The 18,887-nt window shown below is 69.0% G+C and carries 17 protein-coding genes and 1 pseudogene; 11 read left to right on the top strand and 7 right to left on the bottom strand.

Annotated features, from left to right (window positions below; translation table 11 throughout):
- Positions 1-182: 182 nt before the first annotated feature.
- A complete protein-coding gene (locus ACFQ6X_RS27170; RefSeq protein ID WP_383185123.1) occupies positions 183-2,333 on the bottom strand; it encodes an MMPL family transporter in 2,151 nt (716 codons plus the stop codon).
- Positions 2,334-2,452: 119 nt separating this feature from the next.
- A pseudogene (locus tag ACFQ6X_RS27165) lies at positions 2,453-2,840 on the bottom strand (aldo/keto reductase); the annotation flags it as partial.
- A 522-nt stretch (positions 2,841-3,362) separates the two neighbouring features.
- Here ACFQ6X_RS27165 and ACFQ6X_RS27160 point away from each other — a divergent pair.
- Positions 3,363-3,572 (top strand): hypothetical protein, encoded by a 210-nt coding sequence (locus tag ACFQ6X_RS27160; RefSeq protein ID WP_383185122.1) that lies wholly within the window; start codon positions 3,363-3,365, stop codon positions 3,570-3,572.
- Between the two features lie 430 nt (positions 3,573-4,002).
- Here ACFQ6X_RS27160 and ACFQ6X_RS27155 read toward each other — a convergent pair whose 3' ends face one another.
- On the bottom strand, positions 4,003-4,755 hold the full coding sequence (locus tag ACFQ6X_RS27155; RefSeq protein WP_383185121.1) for an SDR family NAD(P)-dependent oxidoreductase: 753 nt from the start codon (positions 4,753-4,755) through the stop codon (positions 4,003-4,005).
- Positions 4,756-6,148: 1,393 nt separating this feature from the next.
- Between ACFQ6X_RS27155 and ACFQ6X_RS27150 the strand changes: the two genes are divergently transcribed.
- The 6 genes from ACFQ6X_RS27150 to ACFQ6X_RS27125 all read left to right on the top strand — a co-directional run bounded on the left by ACFQ6X_RS27150 (position 6,149) and on the right by ACFQ6X_RS27125 (position 11,773).
- Positions 6,149-6,652 carry a metallophosphoesterase family protein gene (locus ACFQ6X_RS27150; protein ID WP_383185120.1) on the top strand — a complete coding sequence of 168 codons (504 nt, stop codon included), beginning with the start codon at positions 6,149-6,151 and terminating at the stop codon, positions 6,650-6,652.
- 241 nt (positions 6,653-6,893) lie between these two features.
- Positions 6,894-7,394, top strand: a complete 501-nt coding sequence (locus ACFQ6X_RS27145) for a DUF6301 family protein (RefSeq protein WP_383185119.1) — start codon at positions 6,894-6,896, stop codon at positions 7,392-7,394.
- Entirely contained in the window at positions 7,391-7,834 is a 444-nt protein-coding gene (locus ACFQ6X_RS27140; protein ID WP_383185118.1) for a hypothetical protein, read from the top strand. Before ACFQ6X_RS27145 ends, ACFQ6X_RS27140 begins: the two co-directional genes overlap by 4 nt.
- Before the next feature lie 21 nt (positions 7,835-7,855).
- Positions 7,856-9,553: a hypothetical protein gene (locus tag ACFQ6X_RS27135; protein ID WP_383185117.1), complete on the top strand. Its 1,698-nt coding sequence runs from the start codon at positions 7,856-7,858 to the stop codon at positions 9,551-9,553.
- Between the two features lie 416 nt (positions 9,554-9,969).
- On the top strand, positions 9,970-10,938 hold the full coding sequence (locus tag ACFQ6X_RS27130) for a tetratricopeptide repeat protein (RefSeq protein ID WP_383185116.1): 969 nt from the start codon (positions 9,970-9,972) through the stop codon (positions 10,936-10,938).
- 313 nt (positions 10,939-11,251) lie between these two features.
- Positions 11,252-11,773 carry a hypothetical protein gene (locus ACFQ6X_RS27125; RefSeq protein ID WP_383185115.1) on the top strand — a complete coding sequence of 174 codons (522 nt, stop codon included), beginning with the start codon at positions 11,252-11,254 and terminating at the stop codon, positions 11,771-11,773.
- 428 nt (positions 11,774-12,201) lie between these two features.
- On the opposite strand, the gene ACFQ6X_RS27120 is transcribed toward ACFQ6X_RS27125, so the two are convergent.
- Positions 12,202-12,717 carry a putative immunity protein gene (locus tag ACFQ6X_RS27120; protein WP_383185114.1) on the bottom strand — a complete coding sequence of 172 codons (516 nt, stop codon included), beginning with the start codon at positions 12,715-12,717 and terminating at the stop codon, positions 12,202-12,204.
- On the bottom strand, positions 12,714-13,328 hold the full coding sequence (locus ACFQ6X_RS27115; protein ID WP_383185113.1) for a putative immunity protein: 615 nt from the start codon (positions 13,326-13,328) through the stop codon (positions 12,714-12,716). The genes ACFQ6X_RS27120 and ACFQ6X_RS27115 overlap by 4 nt, the downstream gene beginning before the upstream one ends.
- Positions 13,329-13,416: 88 nt before the next feature.
- On the opposite strand from ACFQ6X_RS27115, the gene ACFQ6X_RS27110 reads away from it, so the two are divergent.
- Together ACFQ6X_RS27110 and ACFQ6X_RS27105 are read left to right on the top strand one after the other, a co-directional pair.
- Complete coding sequence (locus tag ACFQ6X_RS27110; RefSeq protein WP_383185112.1) at positions 13,417-14,130, top strand: MerR family transcriptional regulator; 714 nt, start codon at positions 13,417-13,419, stop codon at positions 14,128-14,130.
- The gene (locus tag ACFQ6X_RS27105; RefSeq protein ID WP_383185111.1) at positions 14,028-14,339 is read left to right on the top strand and encodes a VOC family protein; all 312 of its coding nucleotides are present in this window, start codon (positions 14,028-14,030) and stop codon (positions 14,337-14,339) included. The genes ACFQ6X_RS27110 and ACFQ6X_RS27105 overlap by 103 nt, the downstream gene beginning before the upstream one ends.
- Before the next feature lie 490 nt (positions 14,340-14,829).
- Here ACFQ6X_RS27105 and ACFQ6X_RS27100 read toward each other — a convergent pair whose 3' ends face one another.
- On the bottom strand, positions 14,830-15,948 hold the full coding sequence (locus ACFQ6X_RS27100) for a fatty acid desaturase family protein (RefSeq protein WP_383185110.1): 1,119 nt from the start codon (positions 15,946-15,948) through the stop codon (positions 14,830-14,832).
- Between the two features lie 7 nt (positions 15,949-15,955).
- Complete coding sequence (locus tag ACFQ6X_RS27095) at positions 15,956-17,011, bottom strand: ferredoxin reductase (RefSeq protein ID WP_383185109.1); 1,056 nt, start codon at positions 17,009-17,011, stop codon at positions 15,956-15,958.
- Between the two features lie 86 nt (positions 17,012-17,097).
- On the opposite strand from ACFQ6X_RS27095, the gene ACFQ6X_RS27090 reads away from it, so the two are divergent.
- Together ACFQ6X_RS27090 and ACFQ6X_RS27085 are read left to right on the top strand one after the other, a co-directional pair.
- The gene (locus ACFQ6X_RS27090; RefSeq protein WP_383185108.1) at positions 17,098-18,237 is read left to right on the top strand and encodes a PucR family transcriptional regulator; all 1,140 of its coding nucleotides are present in this window, start codon (positions 17,098-17,100) and stop codon (positions 18,235-18,237) included.
- A 304-nt stretch (positions 18,238-18,541) separates the two neighbouring features.
- Positions 18,542-18,880, top strand: coding sequence for a thioredoxin family protein (locus tag ACFQ6X_RS27085; RefSeq protein WP_383185107.1), 339 nt, complete (start codon positions 18,542-18,544; stop codon positions 18,878-18,880).
- Positions 18,881-18,887: the final 7 nt, after the last annotated feature.

The raw sequence follows: 18,887 nt of genomic DNA, 5'->3' as shown, positions 1-18,887 counted from the left end.
GCAGGACAAGGGACGGCTTCCCTCGGGCATGGCCCTGCGCGGCTCACCGTCGGGGCAGGACACCGCGATGCGCCGACCCCAGCCCCGGCGCGTGGCGCAGGACCAAAGGGCGGCGGCCGCGGGCCCATGAAAATCCGGGACGGGCCTGGGGCCCGTCCCGGAACTCGTCCGTGCCGCCGCGCTCACCGTTGCAGCGCGGGCTCCTCGTCGTCGGCGAGCGGCTGTTGACCGTCCGGCAGCTCCGCCGCTGGACGGGACAGCCGGCTCGGCCACCACATCCGCCGGCCGATCAGCAAGGTGAGGGCGGGCACCAGGACCGACCGCACCAGCAGGGCGTCGAGCAGCACGCCGAAGGCCACCAGGAACCCGACCTCGATCAGCATCACCAGCGGAAGTGTGACGAGGACCGCGAACGTGGCCGCCAGGACCAGGCCTGCCGAGGTGATGACGCCACCGGTGGCCGAGAGGGCTTTGAGCATTCCCTCTCTGGTGCCGAGACGCACGGTCTCCTCCCGGGCCCGGCTGGCCAGGAAGATGTTGTAGTCGACGCCGAGCGCCACCAGGAACAGGAATGCCAGCAGCGGCACCGAATAGTCGACACCCTTGAACCCGAGGATCGTGTCGAAGACGAACACGCTGCCGCCGAAGGCTGCGGCGAATGAGACGATCACGGTGGCCATCAGGACCAGCGGGGCCACGATCGCGCGCAGCAGCAGCCCGAGGACGATCAGGACGACGGCGAGCACCAGCGGGATCACCAGCTTCTCGTCGCGCTCGGTGGTCACCTCGGTGTCGAGGTTCTCCGCACTCGGCCCGCCGACGATCGCCTCCGCCCCGCTCACCGCGTGCACGGCGGTGCGCACCCGCTTGATCGTGTCGTACTCTGCGACGGTGTCCGGCGCGTCCTTCGGGAACACGGAGATGTTGGCCCAGCCACCGCTGGTCTGCTCCGGGATGGCCAGGGCCACACCGCGAGTGTCCTTGACGATGTCGAGCACCCGCTCCTGGTGCGCCGGCCGCGTGAAGATCGTCATCGGCTGGCCGCCGAGCTCCGGGAAGTGCTGGCGGAGAACGGTGAAGCCGGTGACCGACTCCGGCGCGGACAGGAACTGGTCCTGCTCCCGCAGGGCGCCGGTGTTGCCCGCCAGCCCGAGGGCGAGCACGCCGAGGACTCCGAGCGAGCCGAGCGTCGCCACCCACCGGCGGCGGCTGATGGCGGTGCCGAGCCGTCCCCACAACCCCGGCTTCTCCTCCACGGCCGTGCTGAACCGCGGGACGGCCGGCCAGAAGATCCGCCTGCCGAGCACCACGAGCACCGCCGGGAACAGCGTCAGCATGGCCACCAGCGCGCACAGGATGCCGGCCGCACCGATCGGGCCCAACCCGCTGGTGCTGTTCAGGTCCGCGACGAGCAGGCAGAGCAGGCCGGCGACCACGGTGGCCGCGGACGCGACAATGGCCGGCGCCGCGCCGCGTAGTGCGTGGACCATCGCGACCCGGACGTTCTCATGGTGGTGCAGTGCCTCCCGATATCGAGCGATGAGCAACAGCGCGTAGTCCGTGCCGACGCCGAATACCAAAATCGTCAACAGCGCCGAGTTCTGGTCGTTGACCACGATGCCGAAGCCCTTGACGAGCAGGTAGACGGTCCCCATCGCGGTCAGTGCGGCCGCGCCGACGGCCACCAGCGGGATTATCCACAACACCGGGCTGCGGTAGGTGAGGATGAGCAGGAGCGTGACGACGACGATGGTGGTGAGGAGGACCTGCACGTCGATGCCGTCGAAGACGGCATCCATGTCGCCGTCGATCGCGGCCGGGCCGGTCACGTCGAGTTCCAGGCCGGAGGGGCGGTCCTTCGCGGCGTCACGCAACGGGCCGACGATGTCCTCCGGTGCGCCGTAGGCCGTGCTCACCTCGAGGGTGAACATCATCGCCTTGCGGTCGGTGGAGGGGCTCGTCGGTGAGCCCTCGTCGTCCTCGCCAGCCGCCGCCGTCGCCTTCGGCGGGTACCGCTTGGCAAGGGTGTTGTAGTGGCGCTCGACCGTCGCGCGGTCGGCGTCGGTCATGCCGCCGGCGCGGTGGTACACGAAGACGAACGTGTTGTTCTCACCGCCGGGGAGACTGTCGTCCAGCACCGCCACCTGGGTGGACTCGGCACTGGCCGGCAGGGTGTCTACGGCGCTGTCGGTGGTGACCGAGCTCAACTTTCCACTCAACGGCACCATGCCCGCCGCCAGCACCAGCCACAAGCCAATCACCAACCATGGCACCCACCGGCCTGCCAACCGACCGGCCGGCGCTTCCCCGGACGGCGCTGCGTTGACTGCCATCACTAGCCTCCTACATACGGGTTGCATCGCTTATCTGGACGCCTACTTCCTACCGAGCGAACCTGAGACGACTGTTAGAGGGCTGTACGCGAGCTTTTTCCTGATATCTGACTCTGTTTGGGGACGATGTCGTCGCCGCGGGTGAGCAGCCACGCCAGCGCGGTCTGTGCCGGTGTCGCGCCGATCTCGGCGCCGATCGCCTGCACCTCGTCGACGATCGCCAGGTTGCGCTGGAAGTTCTCGCCGGTGAAGCGCGGGTTGGTCTTGCGTCAGTCGTCGTCGGGGAAGTCGTCGAGGGAGCGGGATCTGCCCGGTCAGCAGGCCGTGTCCGCGCGGCGAGTAGGGGACGAAGCCGATGCCGAGCTCGCGCAGCAGCGGGAGGATCTCGTCCTCGATGTCGCGGGTCCACAGCGAGTACTCGGTCTGCAGGGCTGCGACCGGGTGCACGGCGTGCGCACGGCGGAACGTTGCGGGGCTGGCCTCGGAGAGCCCGATGTGACGGATCTCAACCCCCCGTACTTCAGGCGAGGGCGAGGCGGTTCGATGTAGCGCATCTGCGCCCCTGGCCTGCACCTCCACCCCGACGCTCCCACCCACTGCACCACCGCCCGCGTGATGGACTGGGTCGCCTCCTTGCCGGTCAAGCCGGTGAAGGAGAAGCCGGTTTCGGACAGGTACGTGCGTAAGGAGACGGGCGAGGCTCTCGGACTCGCCGGCCTCCGTCGGTTCGTGGGCCATCCGGTGATTCTCAGCTCGCCCACTGACAACGGCCGGAGACTAACGGCGAGCACCATCAGGGCATCTGACCGGACTGTCCGGCGGTGAATCGCTCTGACCTGCTGTCAACAAACCCCGCATCGCGAAGAACCTCAGGGTAGTCGGGCGCAGTCGCCTCGACGCGGCTGCGCAGGAAAGGTACGGCCCGTGACGCTGGTCGCAGGCGAGCCAGGCCCGGCCTGTGGTGGCGTCCACGGAGTCCTTCGTGAGCCGGGTCGCCCACCACGGTGTGCGCTCGTCTGGAGAGCCGAGGTGGAGCAGCGCTTCGTCGTGGAATCGGAGGACTGCGTCGGGGTCGTGCCGCTGTCCTGCGGCGTAGATGCGCCGGTCGGCGATCACCGCGGCCTCTGCGGATGGAAGCTCTGGCGTCCGTGCGGCGATGTCGAGGAGTGCGGCGTCGTTGTGGTGGTCCAGCCACCGGCCTGGTATGCGGCGGAGGCAACGAGGTTGGCCGTCGAATGACGGGTGGTCAGCGAGGTGCCGGTCTCGCGGGCCGGCGCGTGCCGGTGTGGTAGATGCGCTGTGCCTGTGGGTGCTGGCGGGCATCGAAACACATCCAGCCGACCTGCTCGCTCAGCTCGATGTAGGCGGTGTGGAGCCGGTCGGTGAGGGGACCGCGGCCGCGGGGCCTGTGACACAACCTGAGATGCACTTTGCCAGATACCGATGCCCCACGTGAGGTCCCGGGCCCCATCACCCATGCGGTCCGAGCGTCCATGCCCTCGTCGGAGTCTGCGGCCAGGCGTCGCGCCCGCCACGTCGTCCGCGGGCGAGTATCCACCGTACGAGCGGGAACCGGACCCGGCCGGTGCCGGCAGTTGTCCGCCCCGCCCCGCCATAGGAGTCCAGTGGTCCGGCCGGACCGGCCGGTCTGCGGCCCGGCCGAGGAGCACTAACGGCCCAGCATCGCCCCGCCGTTGACGTGCAGGATCTGGCCGGTGGTGTACCCGGCGGCGGGTGACGCCAGGTATTGGATCGCGGCCGCGATCTCGCTGGGCTTCCCCGGCTTGCCGGTGAGGGACTGCGCGACCCGGGCCGCAACGAAGTCCGGTGTGGCGCGGTCCCCGAAGAACTCGGTGTCGCCGACGAAGCCCGGGGCAACCGCGTTCACGGTGACGCCCTCGGCGCCGAGCCGCTGGGCGAGTTCGAAGGTGTACGCGTGCAGGGCCGCTTTGGAGCCGCCGTACGAGCCGGGGCCGCGCAGGGCTGCGATCGACGACAGGTGGACGATCCGGCCGCCGGGGCGTACGACATGCGGCAGCAGCGCTTCGGTCAGCAGCACCGCGGTCAGTACGTTGGCGGCGAAGTTGCGCAGATAGCCGTCGGCGACGCCCTCCAGGGTGCCGTCACCGCCGGAGACGACGTTGCCCCCGGCGTTGGTGACGACGACGTCCACCGGGCCGTCCGCGGTGATGAACGCGGCGGCTCGGCGGACCTCTTCGGGCTGGGTGAGGTCCGCGGCGTGGAAGTCGGCACTGCCCTTGCCGTGGTCACCGGTGATCTCTTCGGCAGCGGAGCGCAGGACGTCCTCGCGCCGGCCGAGGAGGATGACCCGGTCCCCGCCGGCGGCGAAGGCGGCCGCGGTCGCTTTGCCGATGCCGGTGCCGCCGCCGGAGACCACGACGCGACGCTGCTGCTCTGCCACGATGTCCACCTTTGATATCATCCGCGTATGTGAATATTAATCAGATAGTGGACCGAACGTTAGGGAGCGGACCGGCCACTGTCAACCGGGACCACCACCCCGGAATCACCGCGGTACTCGCCCGGCATGGAAGGGCCCGGGGACGGTGCTGGCCTTCGGGTCAGTGGCGACCTGGGGGCCACCTGGCTCCAGGTACGGGTGTCGACCCGCCCCAGGAGCACGGCGAAGAACTGCTCGCGTCCCAGCGGCCGTCACTCCAGCGGTCTTCGCCCATTTCGCAAATAGCATCACGAAGTGAAGTCGCTTCACGATCACCCCAGTCGTACATTCCATCTTCGTCCAGGAGGTGAGAGATGACACCGTCCCGGTCGAACCGGAATCCCCTTTCCATCATCGAACGCAATGCGCTCACGACGTCAATAGGGCGATCAAACGCGAAAACGATATCAACCGACCGGCTCACGCTTTCCCTCTTCCTTCTGGCTCACTTCGGTGGGCAATGCAAACGGGCATGCTGCGCTTCGGCAGCGTCTACAACGACCACGTCTGCCCAGATAGGAGAGTTGGAGGTTATGGAGCTCATCATCCACATGGGAACCTCGTACACCTATCCCATTCTCGAGACTGGCGATGCCTTCGAAGCACTGCGGCTGGCACAGCGACTGGTACGGCTATCGGAGAGCCAGCACTACGCAATGGTGGACGGACAAGCCCCGCTTGGCGGACTCGGCCATCCTCCGGAGGCTCGTGGCGGCCATCCCCGACGGCATGTCCCATGTGGATGATGAGCTCCCGATGACGCTGGAGCTGTACGACGACACTCCGCCGGGTTCCTGGGAAGCCGATTTTGTTGCCGGCCTGGGCGCAACGCCGGCCTGGCTGCGGTGGGATCTCGGAGCATGGCCAGCTGGGCCTTTCGGGTACCGGGACACCGAATACAGCAGTGTGCAGATCTGTTTCAATTCGTAAGATCGGTTCTTCGACCCTTCGCCGAGCGTCCGTGCGGGGCGCACATGGTGTACGTGTGCACGTCCAAGGGGCAGAGAGAACGTGCGGAATGGCTGGCGGAACAGGTGGGAACGGCGGTACTGGGTGACGCTATCCAGTCCCTCTGACCGGCGTTCGGCCGCGTGCGTTCGGCTGGTGCCGCGAACCGACCGCGTGGTGCCTCGCCCCGGCAGTCCTTCCACCAGTCCCGCTGCTGGTAGCACCAGCAGCAGTTGGTACGCCTGCAGAGCCGGAACCCAGGCATTCGACGATCCGCATCATCATCAAAGATGACGACGCGAGGCGGCAGCCACTCGGTGGGTCCTGGCCCAATACCCTCCACGACGCTCCTGTAGTTCCCCGCGCCGTGTCGTGCTCACGGCTCGCCCCGAACTAACGTGATCCCATGCGGTTGCTGCTGACCTCCGACACGCACCTCCCCCTGCGCGCCGAGGCCCTCCCCCATGCGCTGATGACGGCACTCGATGACGCCGACGTGGTGATCCACGCGGGAGACTGGGTGGACGAGGCCACGCTCGACCTGCTCGAGTCGAGATCCCGCCGCCTCATCGCCGTGTACGGAAACAACGACGGGCCCGCCCTGCGCCGAAGACTGCCCGAGGTCGCCCGTGGGGAGCTGTCCGGTGTGCGCTTCGCCGTCGTGCACGAGACCGGCGCGGCCGCCGGACGGGAGCGCCGGTGCGCCAGGCTGTTCCCCGACACGGACGTCCTGGTCTTCGGTCACAGCCACATCCCCTGGGACACCACCGCGGACGAAGGCCTTCGCCTGCTCAACCCCGGCTCACCCACGGACCGCAGGCGGCAGCCCTTCTGCACGTTCATGACCCTGCGGGTCGCCGGCAAGCGCCTTCACGATGTGACGCTGCACCGGCTCCCGCCCAGGCGCTGATCGCCGGCCACTTGGGCTCGAGCCGGGGTACCGGCCGCGACGACATCCACGAAGCCTTCCTCGGACTCGCCACCTGCCTCATCACCCACCGACACGTCCAACGCCTTTGATAGGCCCTCTAAGCTGGGCACTGCTTGCCTCGCACCGGTCGGGGACTTGTCCGACCGGGACTTGGGGGAACGGCTCGGACGGAAAGTGAGGAGGACAGGGGCGGGCGAGGGCGCCGCGCCTCTTAGGACGTATGACGCAATGGCGTGCGTTGAGTGATGCCGAGGTTGTCGAACTTGCGGCACGGTTGCGGTCGTTGGACTGCACGTGGGAGCTGGGGGCTACGCCGAGCTCCAGACGGTCCACACAGTTCACCCGTCAGGCGCTGATGATCCGGCCTCGTTGGGACCTACTCGTCACCGGGTTCGAGAGGGCCGGCCGTGCCACGTCCCGCCGCAAGCGAGTGCAGGACGAGGAGATGGTCGAGCGCGTGCGGCTGCGTCTGACCGACTACGCGGCTGAATGGGCCCCGCCCCTGGACGCGTTCGCGAGGATGGCCGCCGCGCTGCACACGTCGCTGGGCGCGCCGACAGACCGCAGGCCGGGCACCGATGCTGCGCTTCACTGGGCCGGTTCCGACACCACCCTGGTCCTCGAGCACGCGGGAGACTCGGTGTACCTGGAGCTGGTGACCAACAAGCGGCTGTCCCTCGACGAGGAGCTTCTGCGGATGGACGAGGAAGGGCTGCTGTGACGGGGTGGGACGGGTTCGGGGAAGCACTCGCCGAGCAGCTGACCTTGCTGGGCGCCGGATCGGTGCTGATCATCCGCGAGAGCGGGGGGACAGGCCGGTACGTGCAGTTCCTGCAGAGTGGCGAAGGGGTGGAGGCCGAACTGATCGGTGATCACGGTCTCGACCCGGCGCTGCGTGCGGGAAAGGCGGGCTGCCGGCTGATCGTAGAGGCGGGCTGGCAACCGCCCCAGGACACCGTCTACGGCCACAACTGGTGGACCGAGCTGCCCTGGCCGTCAGCTTCGGACGCCTACCGCAATCTGGCGGGGATGACGGTGACCGGCCTGCGCGACGGTCTGCGGATCACCGGCCCGGAGGCCCTGGTGTACGAAGCGTGGGACGGGCGCAGGGGCAATCGCGACCTGGTCCTGCCCCTGCTGGGCCTCAGCCCGAAGAGCTGACGAAGGGCGGCGAGCAGCGGCATGTCCACACAGGACGCGCGAGCACAGCGGCTGGCGCGGCTTGCCGCACAGGTCGACTGGTCGAAGGTGGCTGATCCGTACACCGGCGAGCGGTACGGCCCCGAGGTGCCGGCAGGGCTCTGGGCGACCGACCGCATCACGGCCGAAGGAACCTGTACGAATCTGCGCTACGCGGCCAACGGCGACGGCAGTTCGGTGAGGGCGGCGGCCGCCGAGATGCTGCCGTTCCTCGTCGAGGCGGCCCGGGATCCGGACGTCACGGTGCGCTTCGAGATCCTGGAGACGATCGCCGACCTCGCCGGCACGGGCAACACCGCCCCGACCGCGAAGGTCGACCCCGTCCTCGAAGGCAAGTGGCGGCCCACCGTCGACGCGGCATGGCCGGCCGCCTGGGAGCGAGCCGCCGAGGGGCTGCTGCCCCTGCTCGACGACGGCGACGACATCATCCGGGCCGGCGCGGTCGGCGCACTCGCACAGTCCGCCGCCCACGCGAACTTCCTGATCACCCGCTTCCGGACGCTCTTCGACAACGAGCCGGAACTCTGGCTGGCGGGGCGCCTCGTGCTGGGCGTCGGCGAGCTCGCCCGCCACGCCACCCAGCGACGCGAAGAAGCACTCGCATGGCTGCGGCACCGCATGACCGTCGGGGGGAAGGAAGAGGAACCCGACATCGACCAGGACATCGACGCCTGGATCGCGTGGGACGAGGAAATCCGCCACGACGTCCGGCTCCAAGCCGTGGAGGCCCTGTGCCGCGCCCTGCCCGACCACACCGATCCCCTCTACGCTCCCGTCACCACCGACGCACTGCTCGCCCTCTCGACCGCAACGGCCAACCCGCCCAGGGAGTACTTGTCCCCGCAGGTGGACGTCATCACCGAAGCCGACCAGCGGCTCGGGGCCGACCTGCCCGGACGGCTCGCCCTCGCGCACGCACTGCTGGGCCACGACGGCACCACAGAGCGCGCGGGTGGCCTCAGGATCGCCGCCGGCCTGATGTCCCGCTGGCCCTCCGCCGTACCCGCGCTCCTGCCGGCTGTGGCCGGGCTCGTGAACGATACACATCTGGAGAACCGGCTGTTCGCTCTGCGGGTTCTGGCCATGTACGGGGCCACCGCACGCCCTTGGGCCGACCTCGTCGCCACGCATCTCACCCCGGCCGACGAACCCGACGAGCTCACACGGGAGCACGCCCTCTGGGCGCTGAGCCGGATGGGTGACGACCGCTGCGTGCCGTCCCTGATCGAACTGCTCACCGCGCACGGGGATTTCACCTCCGGCCACGCCGGTTCGATCGACCGCAGTTGGAACGTCAGCGACCTCAGTTTCACCGAGGCGCTCGCCCCCTTCGCCGCACACACCGACGTCCTCCTCGACCCGCTGTTGGCCCACATCAAGACGACGGCGAACCGATGGCATCCGTACTTCTCGATCGTGCGCCAGTGGCACCAGGACGGTTCCCATGTCATCCCACGACTGGTCGAACTCCTTGATGATGACGAGACGTTGATGGTCGCCGCGCACGCCCTGCTCAAGTTGGACGGGGGTGCCGTCGCAGCCGCCCACCGCGAACGGCTACGCGAACGACTCAGCCCTCCGAACGGCCGGCGCGACAGCGACCTCGCCTGCATCAGCCCCTTCGAGTACCACACCCTCACCGGGGACGACGCCAGTCCGGCGGCAGAGCGAGATGGCTGAGGAAGTCCCCCTCCGAATCGCCCAGGAACCGCTTCATCGTGGACGCGGAGGGATGCATTGATACGCGTGGGGCGGAAGGATCACGATGCTCGGGGGGCTCCGGAGGATGGTGAGGATAGTGGACCGGTCCCGTCCGCCCCTCCACAGGGACCAGAACCGTGCGAGCCTCCGCCGCCGTCGCGCGATACGCACGATCGGCGCACCACTGACGAGCAGCGCACAGCCCAGCACCCCACGAACACGATGTCGGCTCGCGACCTCATCTTCACCTCGCAGTAGCGAAACGAGTTCGACTGCTGCTTACCGAAGGGCAATTGTTGGGCAGTCAGGTAACCATCCACGCGCGGCATGTTCGTGCCGTCACCGTGAACCGGTGGCGAACAGTCGAGTGCCGGGAAATCCGGAGGGGGATGCTCATGCAGGAGGGTTCGAGGGACGAGCGGGTCGGCGACGGGACCGGTCGGCTTCGTGAAGCCGCCGAGGCGGGGGACGCCGAGGCGATGTTCCGGTACGGCCTCTACCTCGGCACGCACGACGACCAGGCGGGCGGTGAACGGTGGCTGCGTCTGGCGGCCGAGATGAGGCACCCCGATGCGACCGCCACGCTCGGGGTGCTGCTGCAGGAGTGGGGGCGGCACGCCGAGGCCGAGGCGCTGCTGCGTGAGGCCGCCGGTGGCGGGCACGTGCGCGCGATGGAGATGGTCGGGTATCTCCTGAGGCTGCGCGGCGAGCACACCGAGTCCGACCGCTGGTACCGGCGTTCGGCAGAGGGAGGAAACCCGCACGCGATGGCCGTCCTCGGCGAACTGAGTCAGAAGCAGGGCGTCGAGCCCGAGGCCGAGAACTGGTTCCGCCGGGCCGCCGAGGCGGGTCTCGCCGACGCGGCGTACGCCCTTGGGGAGTTGCTGTACCGCCGGGGTGACGTCGACGAGTCTGCACGGTGGGCCCGGCGGGCGGCCGACGGGGGTTCCACCGCCGCGATGAACGCCCTGGCCGCCCTGTCGCTGGAACAGGGCGACCGGGAGGCGGCGAAGTCCTGGTACCGCAAGTCGGCCAGGGCCGGCGACGACGAGGGCGCCCGTCGGCTCGCGGAAATGCTCAGCCGCGCTGAGCTGGCCGCCGAACTCGACGCATGGATGACCGAGCGCGCCCGGAAGGGAGACGTCAACGCGATGCTCGCGCTGGGGCGTTCCAGCGAGCGGAAGGGTGATCTGCAAGCGGCGCAGGAGTGGTATGAGAAGGCCGCCGGGACCGGACACCTCGGTGCGATGGCCCAGCTGGCGAATCTCTTGGAGCGGCAGGGACATTCCCGTCAGGCGCAGGCGTGGTACCGAAGGGCCGCAGAGGCTGCACCGCAGCCGCCGGACGAGGGCCACGGTCGGTAGACGTCCGTGGCCTGATCGGCCGGGTCGCGGGCCTGTGCGTGCCGTTGCTGCTTTCCTTGCGGCGGCCGAAGAAGCCCGCGCCACCGTTCTGCTCGGCGACGACGCATGGCGTCAGCCGCGGTCGAGCGCACCGGCAGAGGGAGCAGGTCGACCCGGACGACGTCGGCAACCTGTTGATGGTACTGAAGAGGCTCCCGGGCTGCGACAACCCAGATCCGGGTCCGCTGGGGTAGCTCACGCTGTTTCGCACGTAGTGCGTCTCGCCGAGGAGGAGGCCTCCGGCTGAGCTCCCAGCCCTGGCAGACTGCACCGCATGAGCCCCGTGACGCCCGCCCGCGCCCTCCTGTTGGTCACCAGCGGCATAACCTGCCTGGCCACCGCGGCGGGCGCGCTGGTGGGTCTCATCCTCGACGGCACGCTCGCCGCCCTCATCTTGGGGCTCAGCATGGGGGCCGGAACTGCCCTCGGCTCGTTCTTCGTACGGCGGCGCGCCACGGCCGCCTACGAGCGTGCCCGGACAGCAGTGATAGCGCGCGGCTACGCCGAAGGCATTGCCCAGTACGTCCTGCTGATCGTCTCCAACTACGAAGCCGCGGTCTTCCCCCGCACCGGGCCCCATGGCGTCACCCCTGAGGAACGCGCTGCGCGCCGCAGCGACGCCTACAAGATCGCCGCCGAGGAGGAAGTACCCCACCGGGTGCGCGAGGCCGCCGCCGACGTCCTGGCTGCCCTGGACGGCGGCGACCGTGAACGCTCCGTCGCCGCTCAGACCGCGCTCATCATCGCCGTGGATGAACACACCAAGCAGCGCATGCCGTTGCCCCCGGGACGGTAGGCGCTGCCCGCACGCATGTTCACGTCCTCGCTCCGCCGCTCCCCCGCGGCGGTCACCGGCGGCCCAGCGCGCGCGAGCAGGACGGAGTCCCTCCACAGACGCCGTGCGCCAGGCCGTCTCCCTCCGCAACGACCGTCCTCACCCGGGCCCCAGCGTCCACCGCTGGTCGGTCCACCCATGGGCTAGCGGTCCGCGGCCCAACTCCCTTTCCAGCCTGGGCATCTGCATGCCCAGGGGCCACTCGACAGGGCCAACTTTCGCAACAGCAACCCTCGTCGTTGGTCTGGTGTAGCAGGAGAGGTGACCTAGAGCCGATCCAGTTCCTTGGCGTCCGAGTCAAGGACTGTGTAAGGGGTGGATCGGCGGCGAACTGGCGGCACCTGCCGCGTCGACTTGCTCCGTATGCATGCCACGGCCCGGATCCGTCTTCAGCAGTCGAACACCGACCAGCAGATGTCGTTGCGCAGTCGCTGGTCATCGAGAACAAGGCCGTGAATGGGCTCCGGAAGCTGATTGCGCTGCCACTGGCACTCCAGTCGTCCTGCGGTCTCGCTCTCGCCTTCCGGTGCTGCTGCACGGGCGGCCTTGATCGCGTACGCGGCCGCGCCGAGTTCGTGCGCGGCGACGTGAGCGACGGCCCCGGCCTGGCCGGCGGCGTACGCGGCATGCCGCGCTGCCCCACGCAGGTCTCTGGCTGCTCCCATCGCGTGGCCGCCCGCCGCGCGGGCCTGCATCATCTTGACCTCGCCGTGTACCCAGGCCCGGGCATGCTCGATGGCCTGGCGCGGTCGCGGATCCCCCGGTCGGGCCGACTCGAAGAGGCCAAGGACGTGCTCTGCACAGGCGGCAGCCCATAGGGCGAGGAGACGATGATCCGCATCTGTGAGAGTCCCACCACGGCGGATCGTCACGAAGCGAGGGTCGCGGATTTTCGGGAGGATCATGACGTGCACACCCTCCTGCGCCCATCGGCGCCGCCCGATGCGGTGTGCTCTGGCGGCCGGTCGGCCGACTGACGCAGGGAACGATCCAGAGTGATCATCAGTCGGGCGACACGACTGCTGCCGCCTGTCGCGAGCGGGTAGCGGCAGAGCACGTCGATGAGCACCGGTGTCGCACGTCGTCGCGACCGTTCCAGCAGGACATCCCCGACGCCGGGATCACCGCCCGCCTCCATCTCCCCGATATGCGCAGCGCTCGCGCAGGCCCGCAGGATGTGGCCGACCTGGCCGGCCTGGGCGATGGGGTGCAAGTACGCGGCCGATGCGGCGTCACCGGCGGATCGCGCGGCCAGTCGCGCGGCTTCGGTGGGCGCGGACCGGGCGGCTCGATGAGCGTCGAGGGAGGTGACGCGCTGCAATTTCGTCCTGTTGGCACCATTGATGAACGTCCAGGCCGCGTCGATCGCCGCACGGGGGCGCGGATCGTCGGGAACAGCCTGCTCGAAGACCGACAGGACGTCCTCCGCGTGCCGAACCACGTAACGCGCCACGACGCGCAGTTCGTCCATCGTCAGATCGAAGTCTCCGGACACGGTGTGCGTGCTCTGCGCCATGGTCTTGAATCGTATCCTTGAACGCTCGGTGGAGACTTTGCGACGAATCCTCCGCTCACTTGCGTCAGAACCCTCAACGGGAGGTCACATGCGGCCTGTGGACCTGGCTCGTCGCCACGGCCTTTCCACGCAGGCGGTCCGCAACTACGAGGCTGCCGGCATCATCCCGCCGGCCCACCGCAGCCGGACGGGGTACCGGGACTACACCGCCACTCATGCCGCCGGCCTCGCGGCCTACCTGGCGCTCGTCCCTGCCTTCGGCCACTCGACGAGCCGGCGCATCATGCAGGCCGTCACCGGCGGCCAACTCGACGAAGCACTGGAGTACGTCGACGACGGGCACGCTCTCCTGGCTCGCGACCGCAGCACGCTGCGAACCGTCGAAGCGGCACTCCCACATCTCGGAGCCGCCGCCCCGGACACGGTGGCAAGCGCTCGGGCGCCGTACAGCGTCGGTGAACTCGCCCGCCACCTCGAGCTCAACCCGGCCACCCTGCGCACCTGGGACAGGGCCGGAGTCCTCACCCCACGACGTGACCCGCGCAGCAGGCACCGCCAATATCTCGCGCAGGACGTGCGCGACGCCGAACTGACGCACCTGCTGCGCCGGGGAGGCCAGCCCCTGGGCACCATTGCCACCGTCCTCGGGGAACTCCGCAACGCCGGCAGCCTCGAAGCGCTGGCCAGGACCCTGGAAGGGTGGCGGCGCGACCTCACGGCCCGCGGAATGGCCCAGCTGTACGCCGCCGGTCAGCTCTCCACCTACCTGGACGCCCTGGACCGACCCACGAGAACCGGCTGAGACTCAAAGGCAAGGCCAAACTGTCACCTCGTCGTGCAGTAGCCCCGCAGCCGTTCCGGACGGACCTGCAGGTCGACGACCTCGAAGTGGAGACCGAGCGAGCTTGCGCCCTGGGCGCGACGCTGGAGGAGCACCAGCCTCACGAGGGAGTACGGGTATTCCGTGACCCTCATGGCCATCCGTTCTGCCTCTTCCTTCCGGGCGCCTGAACGATCCCGGCGCCTCACCGCGCAGCGGCGCGCGGCCGCCCGGACCGCCCGTGGACCGCCGGACGCGACAGAGCCGGCCGCCGGTGTCACCAGTGGCCGGCCCACGAGGAGTGCCGCCGTCCCCTTCGAGTTCCCCCGCAACACCTTCGCCCGCGCACCCCCGTCCTCGAACCGCCGCCCGGCACCCTGCCCGAACCAGAGATTTGCGCCCGCATCGTCCGCGAGCCGAACGCCGTCCCCCGCGCGCCAGGCTGACCCTGCGGCACACGGCGGCGCGGGTGGGCCGCACCCCCAACAAACTCGCCTTCGCCGCCCTGTCCGCCGTCGACAAGAGCACGCTCGCCATGGCCCCGCACCTGCTGTACGAGACCCTCGGCCCCCTCCCCGACGGGGCCCGCGCAGGCGCTGTGGGCACTCGCGCGGCGCATCGCCGAGGACTGCCCGGCCGCCGAGCCGGACACACAAGCGCCAACGCCCTCGCTACCGGGGATCAGGCCGCGACGAGGTCCTGCTCGCGGTCCGGCGTCTTGACCTTGGGCTTCTTGTTCGGCAGCGAGAGCCGGAAGACCTTGCGCCACGCGGAGACCACCTGCTTGGGCAGCGGCCCGGTGACGTACTCAAGCTCGTACTTTTCGAACAGCGCGCGCACCTTCACCGCGACCTCGGCGTACCGGTTGCTCGGCAGGTCAGGGAACAGGTGGTGCTCGATCTGGTGCGACAGGTTGCCGGTCATGAAGTGCATGGCCCTGCTGCCGCTGATGTTCGCCGAGCCCATCATCTGGCGCAGGTACCACTGGCCGCGCGTCTCTCCCCTGATCGACCGGCGCTCGAAGACCTGCACGCCCTCGGGGAAGTGCCCGCACATGATCACCGAGTGGGTCCAGATGTTGCGGACCAGGTTCGCGGTGAACGTGGCGCCGAGCGTGGGGAGGAACGACGGACCCGACAACAGCGGGTGGATCACGTAGTCCTTGAGCACCTGCTTGCGGATCTTGCGGCCCACGGCCTTGGCACGCGCGCGGAACTCCGGGCTCTTGCGGTGGCGCTTGTCGAGGTTCTTGCCGAGCTCCAGGTCGTACGCTGCGATGCCGTACTCGAAGAAGCAGGCGTTGATGAAGTTCCACAGCGGCTGGCCCAGGTGGAGCGGGTGCCACTTCTGGTCCTCGTCGACGCGCATGATGCCGTAGCCGAGGTCGTTGTCCTTGCCGATCACGTTGGTGTACGTGTGGTGCAGCTCGTTGTGCGAGTGCTTCCACTGCTCGGACGGCGAGACGTGATCCCACTCCCAGGTGGTGGAGTGGATCTTCGGATCGCGCATCCAGTCCCACTGGCCGTGCAGGATGTTGTGGCCGATCTCCATGTTGTCCATGATCTTTGCCACGGACAGACCGGCGGTGCCGATCAGCCAGGCGGGCGGGAAGATGGAGAACAGCAGCACGCCCCTGCTGACCAGCTCGAGCTTGCGCTGTGCCGAGATGACCTTGCGAATGTAGGCGGCGTCCTTCTCGCCTCGGCTGGCGATCACCTCGTCGCGGATCGCGTCCAGCTCCCGGCCGAGCTCCTCGATCTGCTCCGCGGTCAGGTGGGCGGTGGGGTCGATGGCGGTCAAGGTGTTCCTACCGTTCGATGTCGCAGGGGCCCGCCGCGGCGGACACGCAGGTCTGGATGAGGACGCCCGGTTCGGCCTCGGTGATCTCGCCGGTGCGCAGGTCGCGGACGGCGCCCCTCTTGAGCGGCGTGATGCAGCCGAAGCAGATGCCCATGCGGCACCCGGAGGGCATGAGCACGCCGGCCTCCTCGCCGACGTCCAGCAACGGCGTGGCGCCGTCCGCGTCGACCCTCTTGCCGGTGGTGCTGAACGTGACCTCGCCGCCGTCGCCGGCGACGACGATGCCGGGGCGGAAGCGTTCGGTGTGCAGGCGCTCTTGTACGCCGTGCTCGGTCCAATGCCTTTCGGCGGCGTCGAGCAGGCCCGCGGGCCCGCAGGCCCAGGTCTCGCGCTCGGCCCAGTCGGGCACGAGTTCGTCGAGACGGGCGATGTCGAGCATGCCGTCTGTATCGGTGTGCACCTCGGTCAGCCGCAGCTTCTTGTCCGCGACCAAGTCGTGCAGTTCGGTGCGGAAGATCACGTCTTGCGGCTGTGGCGCGCAGTGGACCATGACGACGTCGTCGAACTCGATGTCGCGCAGCATGCCCATCACGGGCGTGATGCCGCTGCCGGCCGTCAGGTAGAGCACCTTGGCGGGCTTGGCCCGCGGGAGCACGAAGTCACCGGTCGGCTGGTCCAGCTGGATCAGCGTGCCCGGTTTCGCCCTGCGGACCAGGTGGTTGCTGACCTTGCCGTTCGGGATCGCCTTCACGGTGATCGTGACGCGGCCGTCCTGGCGGTTGGTCGGCGAGGTGATGGAGTAGGCACGCCACAGACGCACCCCGTCGACGTCGACCCCGATCCGCACGTACTGACCGGCCGTGTGGCCGCGCCAGCCCCGTCCCGGCCTGATCACGATGGTTGCGGCGTCACCCGTCTCGCGGTGCACGGCCTCGATGCGCCCACGCAGGTCAGCGCCCGTACGCAGCGGGCTGACCAGGTCGAGGTAGTCCGACGGCAGCAGCGGCGTCGTGACCATCTCCAGCAGTTTCCACGCCCTGCTGCGGAGGGCTGCACTCGTCATGACCCCAGCTTGATGCGCCTCAGGGCGTAAAGTCCTGTCCGTAGGATGTGAATCTGGTCGGCAGAATTGTTCGCAGGGAACAAAAAATGAGCCATGCAGTCCAGAGGGCCAGCGAGCTGGCCCTGGATGAGACGACGGTCACAGCACTTCGGGCCGCGGTGAAGAGCACCGCCGACGAGGTCGTCCAGGCGATCATCGACGAGGTCCCTCCCTACGCCAACGCTCTTTCGGGCCGCATGGGCGGCACCATCCGCCGAGCCGTACGCACCGCCCTGGGGCACTATCTGGACCTCGCGAGCGGGAACGCCACGGGCGGCGATGCCGGTGACGCAGCCTACGAGCTGGGCCGCGGCGAGGTGCGCGACGGCCGTTCGATGGACGCCCTGCTCAGCGCCTACCGTGTCGGCGCCCGCGTGGCTTGGCGATGCCTGGCAGCGGGTGCCGTACCCGCAGGTCTGCCCGCCGCCGAGGTCGCCAAGTTCGCCGAGCTGACCTTCGCCTACATCGACGAGCTCTCCGCCGCGAGCGCCGCGGGCCACGCCGACGAACTGGGCGCCCGGGGCAGGGCCCACGAGCGCCACCTGGAACACCTGGCCCGCGACCTCCTCGCCGGCGCGAGCTCGGACGTGCTGCTGGCCTCTGTTCAACGGGCCGGGTGGCAGCCTCCGGATTCGCTGACCGCGGTCCTGCTCCCCGCCGCCCAGGCCCGGCCTGCCTACCGCACGCTCGACCCGAGCACCCTCGTCCTCGATGATCTGCCGGACGCCACCGGTGTGCTGCTCGTCCCCGATGCCGACCGAACACGTCTCTTGCGGCAGCTGACCGACCGCACCTCCGTGGTCGGCCCGGCCCGGCCATGGACCCGTGCGTCCGCCTCGTACGCACGAGCCGTACGCGCGCGCTCCCTCTCCTCTGATATTCGCGACACCGAGGACCACCTGCCCGAGCTGGTGCTGAGCGCCGACGTGGACGCGTTCGCAGACCTGCGTGCCCGAGCCCTCGCACCGTTGCGGACCTTGCCCGTCGCGACCGCACGGCGGCTGGAGGAGACGTTGCGGGCGTGGCTGCTGCACCAGGGCAGACGGGACGAGGTGGCGGCGGCCTTGTTCGTCCATCCACAGACAGTCCGATACCGGATGTCGCAGCTGCGGGAGCTGTTTCCGGATCTCGCATCGCCACACCGGGTCCTTGAACTGACGCTGGCGGTCGGTCTTCGGGTCAGCTGACGCGTACTTCGACCGGCCACGACCGCGTCCGCGAGCGGTCCAGGAATCGTGCCTCGTTCTCGGAGCCATCAGTTGGCTCATGCGGCCCGGGGAAGAGCGCGCTATTAGCCAGCTGAGACCCGGGGGTCGATGTGAAGACCAGACAATGCCCCATGCCCCGGGAATCCCGTCGGGCGCGCTGTCTCTGAGAAGCGCGGTGGCGGATACGGCTCGACCGGATCCGGTGGACAATGAGCACCGGCCCGCTCACACCGCGGGAGGGATCATGGGGATGGAATGACGGAATATGAGGTCAGGAGCTTCCATGGCGAAGCGGGTTCACCGACCGCGTGAGGACGCGGAGTTCAATTTCATCCTCGGGATGAGCGGAGTTCCGGTCCTCGCCTACTTCACCGGGACATGGCCCAAGGCAATCGAGCCCTGCCGGGTGATGGACCTCGTCGTGGGTGGCATCGCCGACGACTACATGGGCCGCCTGACGGCCGTCCGCGCCGACATCACGCGTTGTCCGGCCGCAACCGAGCGTTACGGGATCACCGGAGCCCCGTCCTACGTCCTGCTGAAGGAGGGCGAGGCGGTGGCGCACGGCACGGGGCCTATGACCATCACCGAGATACGGAAGTTCCTGGACGGTCACCTCTGAGCGGCCG

The sequence above is a fragment of the Streptomyces sp. NPDC056452 genome, from assembly GCF_042796085.1.
Lineage (GTDB): Bacteria > Actinomycetota > Actinomycetes > Streptomycetales > Streptomycetaceae > Streptomyces.
The sequence above is the reverse complement of the archived record's forward strand: the minus strand, read 5'-3'. Positions and strand labels throughout refer to the sequence as shown.

Coding starts and splice junctions, on each gene's coding strand:
- ACFQ6X_RS27085 (WP_383185107.1), top strand. CDS start 18,542: ATGGCGAAGCGGGTTCACCGACCGCGTGAGGACGCGGAGTTCAATTTC.
- ACFQ6X_RS27110 (WP_383185112.1), top strand. CDS start 13,417: ATGCGGCCTGTGGACCTGGCTCGTCGCCACGGCCTTTCCACGCAGGCG.
- ACFQ6X_RS27095 (WP_383185109.1), bottom strand. CDS start 17,011: ATGACGAGTGCAGCCCTCCGCAGCAGGGCGTGGAAACTGCTGGAGATG.
- ACFQ6X_RS27145 (WP_383185119.1), top strand. CDS start 6,894: ATGACGCAATGGCGTGCGTTGAGTGATGCCGAGGTTGTCGAACTTGCG.
- ACFQ6X_RS27150 (WP_383185120.1), top strand. CDS start 6,149: ATGCGGTTGCTGCTGACCTCCGACACGCACCTCCCCCTGCGCGCCGAG.
- ACFQ6X_RS27120 (WP_383185114.1), bottom strand. CDS start 12,717: ATGATCCTCCCGAAAATCCGCGACCCTCGCTTCGTGACGATCCGCCGT.
- ACFQ6X_RS27170 (WP_383185123.1), bottom strand. CDS start 2,333: ATGGCAGTCAACGCAGCGCCGTCCGGGGAAGCGCCGGCCGGTCGGTTG.
- ACFQ6X_RS27130 (WP_383185116.1), top strand. CDS start 9,970: ATGCAGGAGGGTTCGAGGGACGAGCGGGTCGGCGACGGGACCGGTCGG.
- ACFQ6X_RS27135 (WP_383185117.1), top strand. CDS start 7,856: ATGTCCACACAGGACGCGCGAGCACAGCGGCTGGCGCGGCTTGCCGCA.
- ACFQ6X_RS27125 (WP_383185115.1), top strand. CDS start 11,252: ATGAGCCCCGTGACGCCCGCCCGCGCCCTCCTGTTGGTCACCAGCGGC.
- ACFQ6X_RS27115 (WP_383185113.1), bottom strand. CDS start 13,328: ATGGCGCAGAGCACGCACACCGTGTCCGGAGACTTCGATCTGACGATG.
- ACFQ6X_RS27090 (WP_383185108.1), top strand. CDS start 17,098: ATGAGCCATGCAGTCCAGAGGGCCAGCGAGCTGGCCCTGGATGAGACG.